14 protein-coding genes are annotated in these 15,839 nt (G+C 45.7%); 4 read left to right on the forward strand and 10 right to left on the reverse strand.

Annotated features, from left to right (window positions below; translation table 11 throughout):
* The first annotated feature begins 124 nt into the window (after nt 1-124).
* Nucleotides 125-1,795, forward strand: a complete 1,671-nt coding sequence (locus tag ACVA54_RS07765; protein WP_446649507.1) for a LytS/YhcK type 5TM receptor domain-containing protein — start codon at nt 125-127, stop codon at nt 1,793-1,795.
* Between the two features lie 32 nt (nt 1,796-1,827).
* On the forward strand, nt 1,828-2,556 hold the full coding sequence (btsR, locus tag ACVA54_RS07770) for a two-component system response regulator BtsR (RefSeq protein WP_099078933.1): 729 nt from the start codon (nt 1,828-1,830) through the stop codon (nt 2,554-2,556).
* Nucleotides 2,557-2,620: 64 nt separating this feature from the next.
* Here the strand turns inward: btsR and ispH are convergent, their stop codons facing one another.
* The 6 genes from ispH to murJ all read right to left on the reverse strand — a co-directional run bounded on the left by ispH (nt 2,621) and on the right by murJ (nt 10,259).
* Complete coding sequence (gene ispH / locus ACVA54_RS07775; RefSeq protein ID WP_172438095.1) at nt 2,621-3,586, reverse strand: 4-hydroxy-3-methylbut-2-enyl diphosphate reductase; 966 nt, start codon at nt 3,584-3,586, stop codon at nt 2,621-2,623.
* 24 nt (nt 3,587-3,610) lie between these two features.
* A complete protein-coding gene (fkpB, locus tag ACVA54_RS07780) occupies nt 3,611-4,042 on the reverse strand; it encodes an FKBP-type peptidyl-prolyl cis-trans isomerase (RefSeq protein WP_446580566.1) in 432 nt (143 codons plus the stop codon).
* A 143-nt stretch (nt 4,043-4,185) separates the two neighbouring features.
* Nucleotides 4,186-4,692 carry a signal peptidase II gene (gene lspA / locus ACVA54_RS07785; RefSeq protein WP_099078931.1) on the reverse strand — a complete coding sequence of 169 codons (507 nt, stop codon included), beginning with the start codon at nt 4,690-4,692 and terminating at the stop codon, nt 4,186-4,188.
* 73 nt (nt 4,693-4,765) lie between these two features.
* A complete protein-coding gene (ileS, locus tag ACVA54_RS07790) occupies nt 4,766-7,627 on the reverse strand; it encodes an isoleucine--tRNA ligase (RefSeq protein ID WP_446580563.1) in 2,862 nt (953 codons plus the stop codon).
* A gap of 64 nt (nt 7,628-7,691) precedes the next feature.
* Nucleotides 7,692-8,627, reverse strand: a complete 936-nt coding sequence (gene ribF, locus ACVA54_RS07795; protein ID WP_099078929.1) for a bifunctional riboflavin kinase/FAD synthetase — start codon at nt 8,625-8,627, stop codon at nt 7,692-7,694.
* A gap of 69 nt (nt 8,628-8,696) precedes the next feature.
* Nucleotides 8,697-10,259 carry a murein biosynthesis integral membrane protein MurJ gene (gene murJ, locus ACVA54_RS07800; protein ID WP_446649508.1) on the reverse strand — a complete coding sequence of 521 codons (1,563 nt, stop codon included), beginning with the start codon at nt 10,257-10,259 and terminating at the stop codon, nt 8,697-8,699.
* Between the two features lie 294 nt (nt 10,260-10,553).
* Here murJ and rpsT point away from each other — a divergent pair, with 294 nt between their 5' ends.
* Nucleotides 10,554-10,814 carry a 30S ribosomal protein S20 gene (gene rpsT, locus ACVA54_RS07805; RefSeq protein WP_005440571.1) on the forward strand — a complete coding sequence of 87 codons (261 nt, stop codon included), beginning with the start codon at nt 10,554-10,556 and terminating at the stop codon, nt 10,812-10,814.
* A 132-nt stretch (nt 10,815-10,946) separates the two neighbouring features.
* On the opposite strand, the gene ACVA54_RS07810 is transcribed toward rpsT, so the two are convergent.
* A complete protein-coding gene (locus ACVA54_RS07810; protein WP_099078927.1) occupies nt 10,947-11,249 on the reverse strand; it encodes an ArsR/SmtB family transcription factor in 303 nt (100 codons plus the stop codon).
* Between the two features lie 126 nt (nt 11,250-11,375).
* Nucleotides 11,376-12,266, reverse strand: a complete 891-nt coding sequence (nhaR, locus tag ACVA54_RS07815) for a transcriptional activator NhaR (protein ID WP_099078926.1) — start codon at nt 12,264-12,266, stop codon at nt 11,376-11,378.
* A 387-nt stretch (nt 12,267-12,653) separates the two neighbouring features.
* On the opposite strand from nhaR, the gene ACVA54_RS07820 reads away from it, so the two are divergent.
* A complete protein-coding gene (locus tag ACVA54_RS07820; RefSeq protein WP_182852648.1) occupies nt 12,654-13,799 on the forward strand; it encodes a Na/Pi symporter in 1,146 nt (381 codons plus the stop codon).
* 303 nt (nt 13,800-14,102) lie between these two features.
* On the opposite strand, the gene ACVA54_RS07825 is transcribed toward ACVA54_RS07820, so the two are convergent.
* Nucleotides 14,103-14,954 carry a thymidylate synthase gene (locus ACVA54_RS07825; protein ID WP_099078924.1) on the reverse strand — a complete coding sequence of 284 codons (852 nt, stop codon included), beginning with the start codon at nt 14,952-14,954 and terminating at the stop codon, nt 14,103-14,105.
* 9 nt (nt 14,955-14,963) lie between these two features.
* Nucleotides 14,964-15,785, reverse strand: a complete 822-nt coding sequence (gene lgt / locus ACVA54_RS07830) for a prolipoprotein diacylglyceryl transferase (protein WP_099078923.1) — start codon at nt 15,783-15,785, stop codon at nt 14,964-14,966.
* Nucleotides 15,786-15,839: the final 54 nt, after the last annotated feature.

A 15,839-nucleotide genomic window follows, 5' to 3' on the forward strand; every position in this document is an offset into this window, starting at 1 on the left:
TCCATTTATCAACCCACTCATTACCCATGATGGGGTAAGATACAGAGCCTGCCTATCGCAGGCTCTTTTTGTTTCTCAGATAATTCCCATACAATAAAAATCTCGATTTCAGGTTAGGCTCGCTATGGAACTGGTCATCTCCCTATTGCAACAAATGTGCGTTTACTTAGTGCTGGCTTACATGCTGAGTAAAACGCCGATCATTTTGCCTCTGCTGAGCATCTCTTCACGCCTTAGCCATCGGCTCATTTGTTATGTGCTTTTCTCTGGCTTTTGTATTCTTGGGACCTACTTCGGCTTACAAATCAACGATGCTATCGCCAACACACGTGCTATCGGCGCGGTAATGGGAGGACTGTTTGGTGGACCAGTGGTTGGCTTCGCCGTGGGACTGACTGGCGGCATCCATCGCTATACTTTAGGTGGCTTTACCGATTTAGCCTGCGCGATTTCCACCACAGCTGAAGGCTTGATTGGCGGCTTACTGCATGTTTACCTCATCAAGCGCAACAAAGGTGCGATGCTGTTTAATCCAAGCGTGGTATTCAGCGTCACTTTTGTAGCGGAAATCGTGCAGATGGTTCTGTTGCTCGCTGTCGCCAAACCCTTCGACCAAGCCTATGAGTTGGTTTCAACTATTGCAGCCCCGATGATCATTGCGAACTCAGTTGGTGCAGCTTTGTTCATGAGTATTCTGCAAGATCGTAAAACCATTTTTGAAAAGTACTCAGCGACCTTTTCCCGCCGAGCATTGAGCATCGCCGATCGCTCAGTCGGTATTCTGAGTACCGGCTTTAACAGTGAGAACGCCGATAAGATTGCCCGTATCATCTATGAAGAAACCAAAGTCGGTGCGGTCGCCATTACTGACCAAGAAAAGATTCTGGCTTTCGTTGGCATAAGTGATGATCATCATAGGCCAAATACTCCAATATCATCGCAAAGCACACTCGATTCAATGGAGAAGAACGACATCATCTACCTTGATGGCAGTGAACGCCCCTACCAATGTTCATTGGCACAAGACTGTAAACTGGGCTCAGCACTGATCATCCCACTGCGGGCAGGCGAAGAGGTGGTGGGTACTATTAAGCTTTATGAGCCAAAGCGTAAACTGTTCTCCACTGCAAATATGTCGATGGCGGAAGGGATCGCTCAGCTACTATCGAGCCAAATTCTCTACGGCGATTACCAACAGCAGCAAGCTTTATTAGCGCAAGCAGAAATTAAACTGCTGCATGCTCAGGTGAATCCACATTTCTTGTTTAACGCGTTAAATACCATTAGTGCCATCACCCGTCGTGATCCCGACAAAGCTCGAGAGCTGATCCAAAACTTGTCGCACTTCTTCCGCAGCAACTTAAAACAAAATATCAATACCGTGACGCTAAAAGAAGAGCTAGCCCACGTAAACGCTTACCTCTCGATTGAGAAAGCCCGCTTCACTGATCGTCTCGAAGTAGAAATGAACATTGAGCCTGCATTACTCGACATCAAGCTACCAAGCTTTACCTTGCAGCCGCTGGTAGAAAATGCAATCAAGCATGGCATTTCTCATCTGTTGGAAGGCGGTCAAGTAAAAATCTATAGCCAGCCACACCCACAAGGTCACCTGATTACCGTCGAAGACAATGCTGGCAGCTATGAGCCACCACAAGAGAATCACTCTGGTTTAGGCTTGGAAATTGTTGATAAGCGACTGTCAAATCAATTTGGGCGTGATTCAGCGCTAAAAATTACGTGTGATAAGAACCAATTTACTAAAATGAGCTTTATCATCCCTCCATCAGCATAAACACAATCAAAAGCAGTCAAAGGTAGTATTGGATGTTAACCGCCCTCATCATTGATGATGAACCATTTGCTCGTGAAGAGCTGGCAGAGCTATTAGACGAAACTGGTCAGATTGAGGTCATTGGCAATGCGCCAAACGCCATCATCGGTCTGAAGAAAATCAATGAACTCAAGCCAGATGTGGTGTTTTTAGATATTCAAATGCCTCAGGTGACAGGCATCGAGCTTTTGGGCATGTTGGATCCAGACACCATGCCTTATGTGGTATTCGTGACCGCTTATGATCAGTACGCTATCCAAGCGTTTGAAGACAATGCATTTGATTACTTGTTAAAACCTGTCGATCCTTGCCGATTAACTAAGACGGTCAAACGCTTAAACAAAGTCGTGAGTCAATCTGCTCTTACCCAATCGTTTACTGCCATTGCACCAGAGAGCCTCGATCAAATCCCATGCATTGGCCACAACCGCATTGTGATCATGGCAACTGACACGGTTGAGTGCGCTTACAGCGACATCAGCGGTGTGCATGTACGCTCGAATAGCCAAACCGCCTGTACACAATTAACGCTAAAAACCTTGGAAGAAAAGACGCCATTGGTGCGTTGTCATCGTCAGTACTTGGTGAGTATTAAAGCGATCAGCGAGATTAAGCTGTTAGAAAATGGGTTGGCTGAAATCACCACCAAAACAGATTTTGAGATCCCCGTCAGCCGCCGTTACCTTAAAGTACTCAAAGAGACACTGGGTATTAGCCACTAATACGAAAAAGAATCCGATCAAAAAAGGCGACACCTGGTCGCCTTTTCATAAGTATTCGAGCGTATTAATCAACTTGCTTGATTTGCAGCTCTTTTGGCACTTCGAAAAACATATTTTCTTCGCGGCCAAGCACTTCATCAACAGATCGCGCCCCCACCAATTCTTTGATGCGCTCTAGGATCTGGTTTACCAGCTCTTCAGGTGCGGATGCGCCAGCAGTCACGCCCACTTTTGATTTGCCTTCAAACCACTCTGGCTTGATGTCTTCAGGGCAATCGGTCAGGTAACCCGGCGTGCCTAGCTTCTCTGCAAGCTCTTTGAGTCGTGTTGAGTTCGATGAGTTCTTAGAGCCGACAACGATCATTACATCCACATCACCTGATAGTTCACGCACCGCATCTTGGCGGTTCTGCGTCGCGTAACAGATATCGTCTTTACGTGGTCCCTGGATCTCAGGGAATACGCGACGCAGCTCTTCAATCACGTCAGCCGTTTCATCAACAGACAACGTGGTTTGGCTAACGTAATGCAGATCGGATGGATCTTTTACGATCGCTTTTAACTTCTCAACGTCTACTGGCGTTTCCACCAAATACATGCCGCCAGTCTCGCTTGAGTACTGACCCATTGTTCCTTCCACTTCAGGGTGACCAGCATGACCGATCAGCACCACTTCCATATTACGGCGGCTTGCACGCGCTACTTCCATATGGACTTTGGTTACCAATGGGCAAGTTGCATCAAATACCGTTAGATCGCGCGATTTCGCTTCTTGGCGAACCGCTTGTGACACACCATGAGCAGAGAAAATCACAATGTTGTTGTCTGGCACTTCGCTTAGCTCTTCAACAAAGATAGCACCACGTTGCTTTAAGCCCTCAACGACAAAACGATTGTGCACCACTTCATGACGAACATAGATTGGCGGCTGATACATCTCTAGCGCACGTTCTACAATGCTAATCGCACGGTCAACACCGGCACAAAAACCACGTGGGTTAGCTAACAGGATTTTCATTTCATTGCTCATGGAAGTTATCTTTTATTGGGTTCGCTATTCTACTGACAAAATTTCGACTTCGAAAGTCACGTCTTGCCCCGCGAGTGGATGGTTAAAGTCCACCGTAACTGAATCTCCAGCAATTTCAGTGATAATGCCTGGAATTTCCATACCATCTGGGCCACTAAACGCCATGATCGTGCCGACTTCAACTTCCGCTTCGCCAACAAACTTAGTGCGGTCCATATGGTGAATATGGTCTGGGTTCGGCATGCCAAAGGCGTCAGCAGCTTTCAATTCAATTACCTTTTGTTCACCGACCTGTAAACCAACCAAACACTGCTCAAAATTTTTGCTTAAGCTACCATCCCCCATAACAAATTTAGCCGGTTTGCCCAAATTGTGAGTACTATCAGCGACTGAGCCATCTTTCATCTTGATGGTGAAATGCAGTGTTACTGCCGAATCATTATTTATTATTGTCACGTTACTGCTTCCTTGTTCTTGGGTATTTCCGCGTTTATTTTTAATCTTTTCTTATCAAGATGCCCTGATTGAGCTCCAACATAATAAAAAGCGCCGTCCGAATCAACGGACGACGCTTAGGGTTATTCTATCTATCGCAAAGATTATTGCTCTGGGGTCTTTTTACGGAAACCGTCGAGGATGATCATTGCCGCACCAATACAGATAGTGGTATCCGCTAGGTTGAATGCTGGCCAATGGTAGTTACCCCAGAAGAAGTCTAGGTAATCAACAACAAAGCCGTGAACAACACGGTCAAATACGTTACCCACTGCACCACCAATGATCATGGCATAAGCGATATTGTTCCACTTCTCTTTGGCTGGCAGTTTGCTCATCCAGTAAGTTAAAAGACCCGTCACGATAAACGCAATGCCAGTGAACAGCCAACGTTGCCAGCCCGCTTGATCACTCAAGAAGCTGAATGCCGCGCCATAGTTATGAACGTACAGTAGGTTGAAGAATGGCAGCACCTCAATGCGGTTGGCCCATCCGTACCCCATGTTATCCATCACCACCAGTTTAATGCCAATATCAGCAATAAAGATCACAACGGCTAGCCATAGCCAGCGAACCCCAGATTGCTTTAACGTCAGTGCTTTTTCACTCATTACTTTACCTACAAACAGCCCCAGTAAATACTGGGGCTGTCAAATTTAAAAAAAGTTCAGTCGTTCTAGGTAATTACGCGAATTTACGTACTTCACCTTCACCATCAACGTTTGATACGCAACGACCACAGATCTTCTCATGGCCTGAGATGGTGCCTACATCTGGCGTGTGGTGCCAGCAACGGTCGCACTTCTCACCTTCTGCGGCTTTCACTTCCACAAACAGACCTTCAATGTCTGTGGCTTGTGCTGCGTCAGACTTCTCACTTAGTGGTTTCACTTTAGCGCCAGAAGTGAGCAATACGAAACGTAGTTCATCTTCTAGTCTGTTGATTCTCGCTGCGAGAGCATCATCAGCAAACAGCGTCACATCTGCCTGAAGCGCACCACCAATGGTTTTCTCTTTACGAGCGTCTTCAAGAAGTTTGTTTACTGCACCACGAACCGCTTGGACCTCAGTCCAGAATTCGTTGTTCAGCTCTTCACCTTCAGCAAGACCGAATAAACCATCGAACCATTCACCCGTGAATACGAACTTGTCGCGGCTCTCTCCAGATGGAAGTAACGCTGGCATTTCGTTCCAGATTTCATCTGCAGTGAACGACATGATTGGCGCCATCCAACGAACTAGCGCTTCTACGATGTAGTAAAGTGCCGTCTGACAGCTACGTTGAGCGTGACCACCCTGCTTCGCTGTGTACTGACGGTCTTTAATTACGTCTAGGTAGAATGAGCCCATTTCGATAGAACAGAACTGCATTAGACGTTGAGTTACTGCGTGGATGTTGTACTCATCGTACGCTTTGATGATCTCTTCTTGCGCCGCTAGTGCACGACCCACAGCCCAGCGATCTAGCGCCACCATTTCCTCTGCAGGAACGATGTCTGTTGCTGGGTTAAAGCCGCTTAGGTTCGCAAGGAAGAAACGCGCAGTGTTACGAATACGACGGTACGCATCAGCAGAACGTTTTAGGATTTCATCCGATACCGCAACTTCACCCGTGTAGTCTGTAGAAGCAACCCATAGACGCAGGATGTCTGCACCTAGCTTGTTGGTTACGTCTTTTGGTGCTACAACGTTACCAATCGATTTCGACATTTTACGACCGTGACCGTCAACCACGAAACCGTGTGTCAGTACTTGCTTGTATGGCGCTTCGTCTTTCATCGCGATAGATGAAATCAGAGAAGATTGGAACCAACCACGGTGTTGGTCAGAGCCCTCTAGGTATAAATCCGCGCTGTTGCCGTTGTACTCTTCACGAGCATCAACCACAGAGAAGTGCGTTACACCTGAATCGAACCATACGTCTAGCGTGTCGAGCACTTTTTCGTACTGATCCGCTTCGTCACCAAGCAGTTCTGCTGAATCAACATCCCACCATGCTTGAATGCCTTTCTCTTCAACCAACTGAGCAACCTTCTCGATAAGCTCTAGTGTGTTTGGATGAAGTTCTGCTGTTTCTTTGTGAACGAACAGCGCAATTGGCACACCCCAAGTACGTTGACGAGAGATACACCACTCAGGACGACCTTCAATCATACCTTCGATACGGCTTTGACCCCACTCAGGCATCCACTCAACACTCTTGATTGACTCAAGTGCTTTTGCACGTAGGCCAGCTTGGTCCATAGACACGAACCATTGCGGTGTTGCGCGGAAGATGATTGGAGTCTTATGACGCCAACAGTGCGGGTAGCTGTGCTCGTAAGCGTGGTGGTGCAGTAGTGCACCTCTTTCTTTCAGTACTTCTACGACGGCATCATTCGCTTTAAATACGTGCTGACCAGCAAACAGCTCAGTGTCTGGTAGGTAAACACCATTTGAGCCCACTGGGTTTGCTACTTCTAGGTTGTATTTGTTACCAACCGCGAAGTCTTCTTGACCGTGGCCAGGAGCCGTGTGAACAACACCAGTACCAGAATCCGTCGTAACGTGATCGCCTAGGATCGCCGGTACCGTGAAATCGTAGAATGGGTGTTGGAACTGAGATAGCTCAAGGTCTGCACCTTTCGCAAAGCCTAGATTATGGAAGTGCTCGATTCCCGCACGATCCATTACGTCTTTCGCCAATTCAGCAGCAACAATGATGCGCTCAGGCTTGCGTTCTGATGCTTCGTCACCTTCAACTTGGATAAGCACGTATTCTAAGTCATCACGTAGACATACCGCGCGGTTTGCAGGCAGTGTCCAAGGCGTGGTTGTCCAGATAACGATAGATACGTCACCTTGACCTTCATGACCTTCAGTCAGTTCAAACTGAGACAGAAGTGCCGCTTCGTCAGCCGCTTTAAAGCGCACGTCGATAGATGGCGATACTTTATCTTTGTATTCCACTTCGGCTTCAGCCAGTGCTGAGCCACAGTCTGTACACCAGTGAACTGGTTTGAAACCTTTCAGTAAGTGACCTCGGCTTGCGATCTTACCAAGTGCACGGATGATATTCGCTTCAGTTGCGAAATCCATTGTACGGTATGGCTTATCCCACTCACCCATGATACCAAGACGCTTAAAGCTCTCTTTCTGGCCTTCAACCTGACCTGCCGCATATTCACGACATTTCTCACGGAATTCAGCAGCCGTCACTTTTTGGCCGGGTTTGCCAACTTTCTTCTCTACCATCAACTCGATTGGCAGACCGTGACAGTCCCAGCCTGGAATGTATGGTGCGTCAAAACCTGAAAGTGTTTTGGATTTAATAATAATGTCTTTAAGAATCTTGTTTAATGCGTGACCAATGTGAATGTCACCGTTCGCGTATGGAGGACCATCGTGCAGTACGAATGACTTTTTGCCTTTCTTAGCCTTACGGATTTCACCGTAAAGATCTTCTTTGTACCAACGCTCAAGCATTTCTGGCTCACGATTGGCCAGGTTACCGCGCATTGGAAACCCTGTTTCAGGTAAGTTCAGGGTATCTTTATACTCACTCATCGATTCTTAATTCCGTTATATTGGGCGAAAATTAGACATTATGTTCAGCGGTGGAATAAACCGCTCAACGCTCAAGCTGATGTAGCCACACCCTTGCTACTTCAGCATCCAATTCAATTTGTTGTTTAAGTGCTTCAAACGACTCGAACTTTTGCTCATCTCTAAGCTTATGTAAAAGTTCAACTTCTAGCTGTTTACCATACAAATTAGCGTGAAAGTCGAATAAGTGTACTTCTAACTGCTGACGAACGCCATTGACCGTTGGTCGTTGACCAATATTAGCGACGCCACCAATCGGCTTATCTCCTAAACCAAGCGCTTGAACAACATAAACTCCGGAAACCGGAGATACACAGCGTTTCAAAGGAAGGTTCGCGGTAGGAAACCCGATGGTTCTACCTAGCTTTCTCCCATGAGAAACGCGACCGCTGATACTGTAATCTCTTCCCAGCATCTCCTTAGCGGACTGCAAGTCATTACGAGCCAATGCTTCTCTTATCGCTGTACTGCTGACTCGTAATCGCTGTAAACAAAAACTTTGGGTACTGACGACTTCAAAGCCGTAGTTTTTCCCGGCTTCCTGTAACATCGCAAAGTTTCCCGTTCGACCTTTACCGAAGCAGAAATCATCGCCAACGACAAGAAACTTAACACCCAATCGCTCAACCAACAAGTCACGGATAAACTGTTCCGCCGTTAGGTCTGCAAAATGACGATTGAAGTTAACACAAAGCAAACGGTCGATATCGAGCTTACTTAGCTGCACAAATTTGTCTCGCAGCCGCGTCAACCTTGCTGGTGCCTTATCTCGAGCAAACAGCTCCATCGGCTGAGGTTCAAAGGTCATCACAACCGAAGGCAACGACAGTTTCTCCGCTTGATCAGACACTTGCTGCAATACTTGTTGGTGACCTCTATGTACACCATCGAAATTGCCAATAGTCAGCACGCACCCATGATGGCGCGACTTAATATTGTGAATACCTCTTATCAGTTCCATTGGATACGGCTTCATGCCCCTGTTATACTTTGCTCTGTGTCAAACCGACGGATTATATACCAATCAACCTTATTCTGTCCCAGCTTTTAGGTCTTTAAAGCGCACTCCGAGTAAAAACACCACCGCTAAGTATACAGCAGCACCTAACCCAATGAGTATTGCTAATACCCCACTGCGATGAACAAAGCTCCACTCTAGCCATACGGACATGTCCTCAAGTTGCCATAAAATAGCGGCAACCATCGCGGCGCCAGCAACCACTAAACGTCCAATAAATAGGATGGTACGCTTAGTAATTTGATAAACCCCCGCCAAATGCAAACCACGATACAATAAAGCCATGTTCACAAAAGCCGACAGTGCGGTCGCAATAGCTAGGCCAACATAACCGTAGAACCAAGCAAAAATAGCGTTGAAGACCATATTCGTCACCATGGCTACGATGCCGTATTTCACTGGTGTTTTGGTATCTTGACGAGAGTAGTAACCTGGTGCCAATACTTTGATCAGCATAAAATTCAGCAAGCCTGATGAATACGCCAATAAAGATAGGGAAGCTTGGTGAACATCTTGCGGTGAAAATTCGCCACGCATAAATAGCACCATCAACATTGGTTTTGCTAATACCATCAAACCAAGCATTGCAGGGATCCCCAACAGAGTCACCATACGAATCCCCCAATCCATCGTATGCGCAAACCCTTCACTGTGAGCGTCTACGTGTTTACGTGACAATGCAGGCAGAATGACGGTCGCAATTGCGATACCAAACAGGCCTAATGGGAATTCCAACAAGCGATCTGAATAGTACAACCAGCTGATCGAACCGGTTTGGAGAAAGCTGGCAATAAAGGTGTCAAACAGCAAGTTGATTTGGCTAACCGAAACACCAAATAAAGCAGGGATCATCAACGTGCGGATTTTAACGACACCCGGATCGCGCCAGCCCCATTTCGGCTTAACCATCACTCCCGATTTAATAAGGAAAGGAATCTGGAATAAAAACTGAACCAAGCCACCAAGGAAAACGCCTATCGCGAGGCCGATTTCAGGTTGCGACATTTGCGGCGAGATAAACCAAGCCGACAAAATGATCATCACATTCAGAAAGACAGGAGTAAAAGAGGAAACCGCAAACTTACCTAATGTATTGAGAATCGCTCCAGATAGCGCGACAAAAGTAATGAACCACAGATAAGGGAAGGTGATTTTGAGCATCACACTCGCGAGCTCAAACTTTTCCGCCGATGGGCCACCATGCATCCAATCTAAGAACCAACCAAAACCAAATAAAGCGGTAACGACGCCAGAACCTAGCACCCCCAAAATGGTCACTATCGAAACAATGACACCGAGCGTACCCGCAGCACGAGCAATCAGCTCGCGGGTTTTATCCATATCGCCTTGAGCGTGGCTTTCGGTCAAGACCGGTACAAAAGCCTGAGAAAACGCACCTTCCGCAAACAGACGGCGTAAAAAATTAGGAATTTTATTCGCAAAGAAGAAGACATCAGCACTTGCGCCTGCCCCCATTAAATTCGCTACTACCACGTCACGCACTAGGCCGAGAACGCGAGAAATTAGTGTCATGGCACTGACGATCATGCCTGACTTGAGCAGTCGTTTACTCACTTTAACCTCGGTATATCACCTTAATATAGCCAACCCTATACCGCTAAGCCTTTGAAAGCACCAAATGGGCGTTAGAAATATATCCATTTATTGTCAGATCTAAGCGGATAATTATTAGCATTGGTCTAAAAATACTGTTAGAATCCCCGCCATCTTAACCGCGATGACCTTTCTTACCAAAACTTGTTTTGGTTTCGATGGGTTTTTGCACAAATCATTTGACATTTAGGCGCAAATGAGGGATAGTCCTCGCCCTTAAATTGTCATAGAAATAAGTTTTTGGGAGTTAGACCCTTGGCAAATAGTAAATCTGCTAAGAAGCGCGCTATCCAAGCTGAGAAACGTCGTCAGCACAATGCTAGCCGTCGCTCAATGATGCGTACTTACATGAAGAAAACTGTTGCTGCTATCGAAGCAGGCGACAAAGAAGCTGCAACTGCTGCATTCGCTGCAGTTACACCTATCCTAGACCGCATGGCGACTAAAGGCCTTGTTCACAAGAACAAAGCAGCTCGTCACAAGTCTCGTTTCGCTGCGCAAATCAAAGCTCTATAATAGAGAATTGGTTATACAGTGAAGAAAAAACCGGCTTTTGCCGGTTTTTTTATATCCAGATTTTGCGAAAGCGCAAAATCAAAGTAATAAAAAAGCTGGCAATGCCAGCTTTTCTTGTATGCGACGAGCGTTCTATTCGTTGTCTTCGCAGTAGAGAGCATGAAGTGTCTTGATCAGTGCTTTCACTTCATCACTTTTCAACGTGTAGTACACCGTTTGCGCTTCTTTTCTCGTCGTAACTAACTCATCGCGACGAAGCCAAGCTAAGTGTTGAGACAATGCCGATTGGCTTAGTGCTAATTTTGCACACAACTCCCCAACGGACAGTTCTTGATTAAGAAGTATACAAAGAATTTGTAAGCGTCTTTCGTTTGCCATCGCTTTAAGCAACACGACGGCTTTCGCGGAGTTTTTCTCCATTTCTTGTAGATTCATATGTTGGGCCTCTAGCTACAACCTACTTACTCCAACCTTGGCCAGTTTGTTGTGTTACAAATATCGTATAATTTACGCTTATAATTTTGTCGATAGTAATCTATTTGTTTGAGCAACGAAATGGATTCACTCAAACATTTGACTAAAATCTGCGTCACAAACGTTCTTTACTGCGGGGTGTTGAATCATTCGTTCAGCAAAAATGACGTAATACTCTTCTTTTAAATCCTCGACATGCCCGATCAACTGTAAACTGCGATCATCTTCAACCTCTGACATGTATACCGTTGGTGCCAAGAAAATCACATCATCACGGTAACGAGCAAAAGCTTTCATTAATGCCACATCATCAAACTCGCCAAGAACATCCGGTTGCAAACCTTGCCTATCAAACCACTGCAAAACTTTACGCCCCATCGCCGTACGGCTTGCTGGGATCAGAAGCTTCTTGTTCTCCAATATATCCGGAAATTTAGCGTCTGGGATGTCTGAAGAGGCAAAAAAGCTCATACTACTCTCACCAAGTTTCTTGCTGTACAGACCCGGGCTTTGGGTCGAATCCACCGGGCAGTCAGACAAAATCATATCCAGTTTGTGCTGAGATAAGCGTTCTAATAACAGTTCATGGGTCGATTCATAACAGCGCAGGTGAATGCTGTTATCTTCTGGTACCGTTGTCATAAGAACTTTACTAACCAAACGCTTAGAAAGTGCATCGGCAACGCCAACTTCAAACAAGATATTGGAATGCTGGCTGTAGTTGACGATATCAAGCATTTCGTAACTCAAACCAAACATACGGTCTGCATATTTAAATACCAATTGCCCAAGCTCCGTCGGCTCCACTGTGCGACCGTTACGCTTGGTCAACTTACCTTTCATTCGATCTTCCAGCGCTTTAATTTGCCCGGTCACCGTCTGAGGCGTTAGGAATAAAGCATCCGCCGCTTTAGTTACAGACCCTTGCTTGCAAACCATCCAAAAGTAATAAAGGTGATTGTAATTTAAATGTGACATAGCCTATTCCGAAAAAGAAGGTGACACTTTTTATACCAAATGTGACAACAACAAACAACAAACTCGACAAAACCTACATAAATTGCCGGTTACTTATACTTTTACCGAAACAAAGACATTCACACTGTCATAAAAGTAAAACCCCAAAGCACACTTTCGTACGGAAATGAAAATCAACACCCCATTTAAATTGTGATTTTTCAACTTAAAAATCAACAACTTGTCTTGAAATGAATTTTTGTTAACCGCTAACTCTCAAAAAGAACAATAAAAAATCCCTATAGAAAGCGAACTGTCATATTACTGAAATATTTCATCTCTAACATCGCCCCCAGATTCAACAACAGACCAAATAAACGAACTGAAAGGTCCACGGAGAAAATTATGATGAACCAAGCTACTTCAACAGCAGCGCCAATTTCGAGTACGACTCGCTGGTTACGCTGGGCTAACTTGGCATTCATGTTATATCTGCTTCTTCTAGCAGTATCTATGGTTGGTAGCGGCTTCAAATGGGCAACTGGCGATCAAGCTAAAGTACTATTTGAATTTGCGTCTCACCCAGTCGCAGGTCTAATGATCGGTTTGGTGGCTACAGCCCTAATCCAATCTTCAAGTACCGTAACTTCTATTATTGTAGGTTTGGTTGCAGGTGGTCTACCTGTAGAAACCGCGATTCCTATGGTAATGGGTGCGAACATCGGTACAACGGTAACGAATACTCTTGTTTCACTTGGTCACGTACGTTGTAAAGACGAATTCAAACGTGCCTTTGCAAGTGCAACGATTCATGACTTCTTCAACCTACTTGCTGTAATGATCTTCCTTCCACTGGAGATGATGTTCGGCATTCTAGAGAAAGTGTCTCACTGGTTGGTATCACCTCTGCTAAAAACAGGTGATATGAGCATGGGCGGTTTTGACTTCATCAAACCAATCACTAAGCCAGTTGTAAGTGCGATTAAAGAGCCTCTATCGACATTTGGTGACACCATGGGTGGTGTAGCCCTGATCGCTCTAGGTATCGGTACTATCTTCGTTGCTATCACCGTAATGGGTAAGCTAATGAAGAGCCTAATGGTTGGCCGTGCTCGTGATATCCTTAAGAATGCAATCGGTCGTGGTCCTATCCACGGTATCGTATCGGGTTCAGTTGTAACGGTACTTGTTCAGTCTTCTTCTACGACAACAAGTCTAATGGTTCCGCTGGTTGGCTCAGGTGTTCTGAAAGTACGTGACATTTACCCGTTCACTCTAGGTGCTAACATCGGTACATGTATCACGGCATTACTCGCAGCAACTGCAGTATCTGGTGAGTTCGCCGTATTCGCATTACAAATTGCACTCGTACACCTAGCGTTCAATATTTTGGCGACACTGTTCATCTTCGGCATCCCATTCTTACGTGAGATTCCAGTGAAATGTGCTGAGCTGATTTCTGAAATGGCAGTTAAAAACAAAGCCGTAGTGGCCGCTTACTTGCTAACGGTTTTCCTAGTACTGCCAGGCTCAATTCTTGCTCTGACAGTATAAAAATACGATTACCATCACTTATTTCTAAGCCCGCGACCTTGGTTGTGGGCTTTTTTTTGTTGGTTGTCTTACCTTCCTTCATCACTCTAAAGGAATGACAGAGAAAGAAATCGCAACAACAGCGAACTGGCTTCAATCTATACGTTGCTCTAAACCACTTTTCCACCGCAACAGGCAAGTCACTGACTGTTCCGAGTTGGTCTTAGCGCCATACCTGCAGCGAAGTAATAGGAAGATTCTCTTTCATAGAGCGACAAAAAAGGGCTACCCATAGAGGCTAGCCCTTTCATTATTGATTTATCTTTAAACGGAAAATGGATACTGAATTGGGTCGTGGTGCTCGTAGCCTTCTACCCAGAAGTCATCCAATGTTACCCACGTCTCCAAATCTTCTAGAGACTTGATTTCCGGATTAATATGGAACGTCGGTGCTTTTAGCGGTTCACGCTGTAACTGGATATCACGCATTGGTTCAAGCTGATCTTCATAGATGTGAGCATTGACAATCTTGTGGTAAGCCAGGCCAGGCTTCTTACCCGTTATTTGCGCCATGATAGCCAAGAAGACATACACTTGAACCATATTGAAGTTCAAGCCTAACGGGACATCACAAGAGCGCTGCGTACTATTTAAGTACAGCGTATCCCCCAGCAGTGAAAAGTGATGACTGTACATACAAGGGCGCAAACAGCCCATATGAAATTCACCCGGATTGTAAAAGTTAAGGATTTCACCACGGTCATCAACACCACGCGTCAAATCATCCACAATCTTACGCAATTGATCGATATGACCGCCATCTGGCTTCGCCCATGAACGTCCTTGAACGCCGTATACACGGCCCATGTCATCTTCACCTTTACGATACGGGTTGTTCAACCATGCTTGGTTTAAGTTTGCGTTCGCATCCCAAGTTTTAGTGCCTAACTTACGGAAGTCCTCTGCATTATCGTAACCGCGAATATAACCAAGTAACTCAGCGACCGCCGCTTTCCAAAAACTCTTACGCGTGGTCACGAGCGGAAATTGGTTGTTTGCGACGTCGTAAGACAAGTCCGCATTGATTACTGTTAGGCAACGTTTGCCAGTACGTTCGTTTTCAATCCAAACACCTTGGTCAACGATACGCTGACACAAATCTAAATACTGTTTCACACCCGTTCCTTACTTTGTTTTAACTTGTGCTTTATCTTGGTAAAGGCCACGTTTATATGCCCAAACCATCATTCCAACGCCCAAAATAATCATTGGTGACGATAATATTTGCCCCATCGAAATGTACCCTCCGAAGAGACCAAGTTGCGCATCCGGTTCACGGACAAACTCAATGAGGAAACGGAATGTTCCGTAACCCGCTAAAAATAGCCCTGACACGGCACCAAGTGGACGTGGCTTCTTAATAAACCAGTTTAAGATGAAGAATAGCACCACACCTTCTAGTAGCATTTCATATAGCTGAGATGGGTGGCGTGGTAAAGGCCCGCCATTAGGGAAGATGATTGCCCACGGTACATCGGTCACACGGCCCCAAAGCTCACTGTTCATGAAGTTGCCTAAACGCCCCATACCTAGGCCAAATGGCACAAGCGGTGCAACAAAATCGGCCACACCAAAGAATGTTCGACCGTTCTTACGTGCATACCAGAACATTGCGGTGATAACACCGAGTAGTCCTCCGTGGAACGACATCCCCCCCGTCCACACTTTAAACAAGTAAAGAGGATCGGCTAGAAACAGATCGAAATTATAGAAAAGAACATAGCCAACACGACCACCAATCACGACGCCAAGAAAGCCCGCAAACAGTAAGTCTGATACTTGCTCACGCGTCCAGCCGCTTCCCGGCTTGTCTGCACGACGATTAGCAAGCCATAAGGCAAAGATGAAACCAATCAAGTACATCAAGCCATACCAACGCACCGACACAGGACCAATAGAGATTAAAACCGGATCAATATTGGGAAATTCAAAGTATCCCTGAGACATAAATCATTCTCTTCTTATAGCAAATAAAACAAATATACCTAAGTAACCTCAAGA

It is taken from the genome of Vibrio sp. PNB23_22_6, from assembly GCF_052877535.1.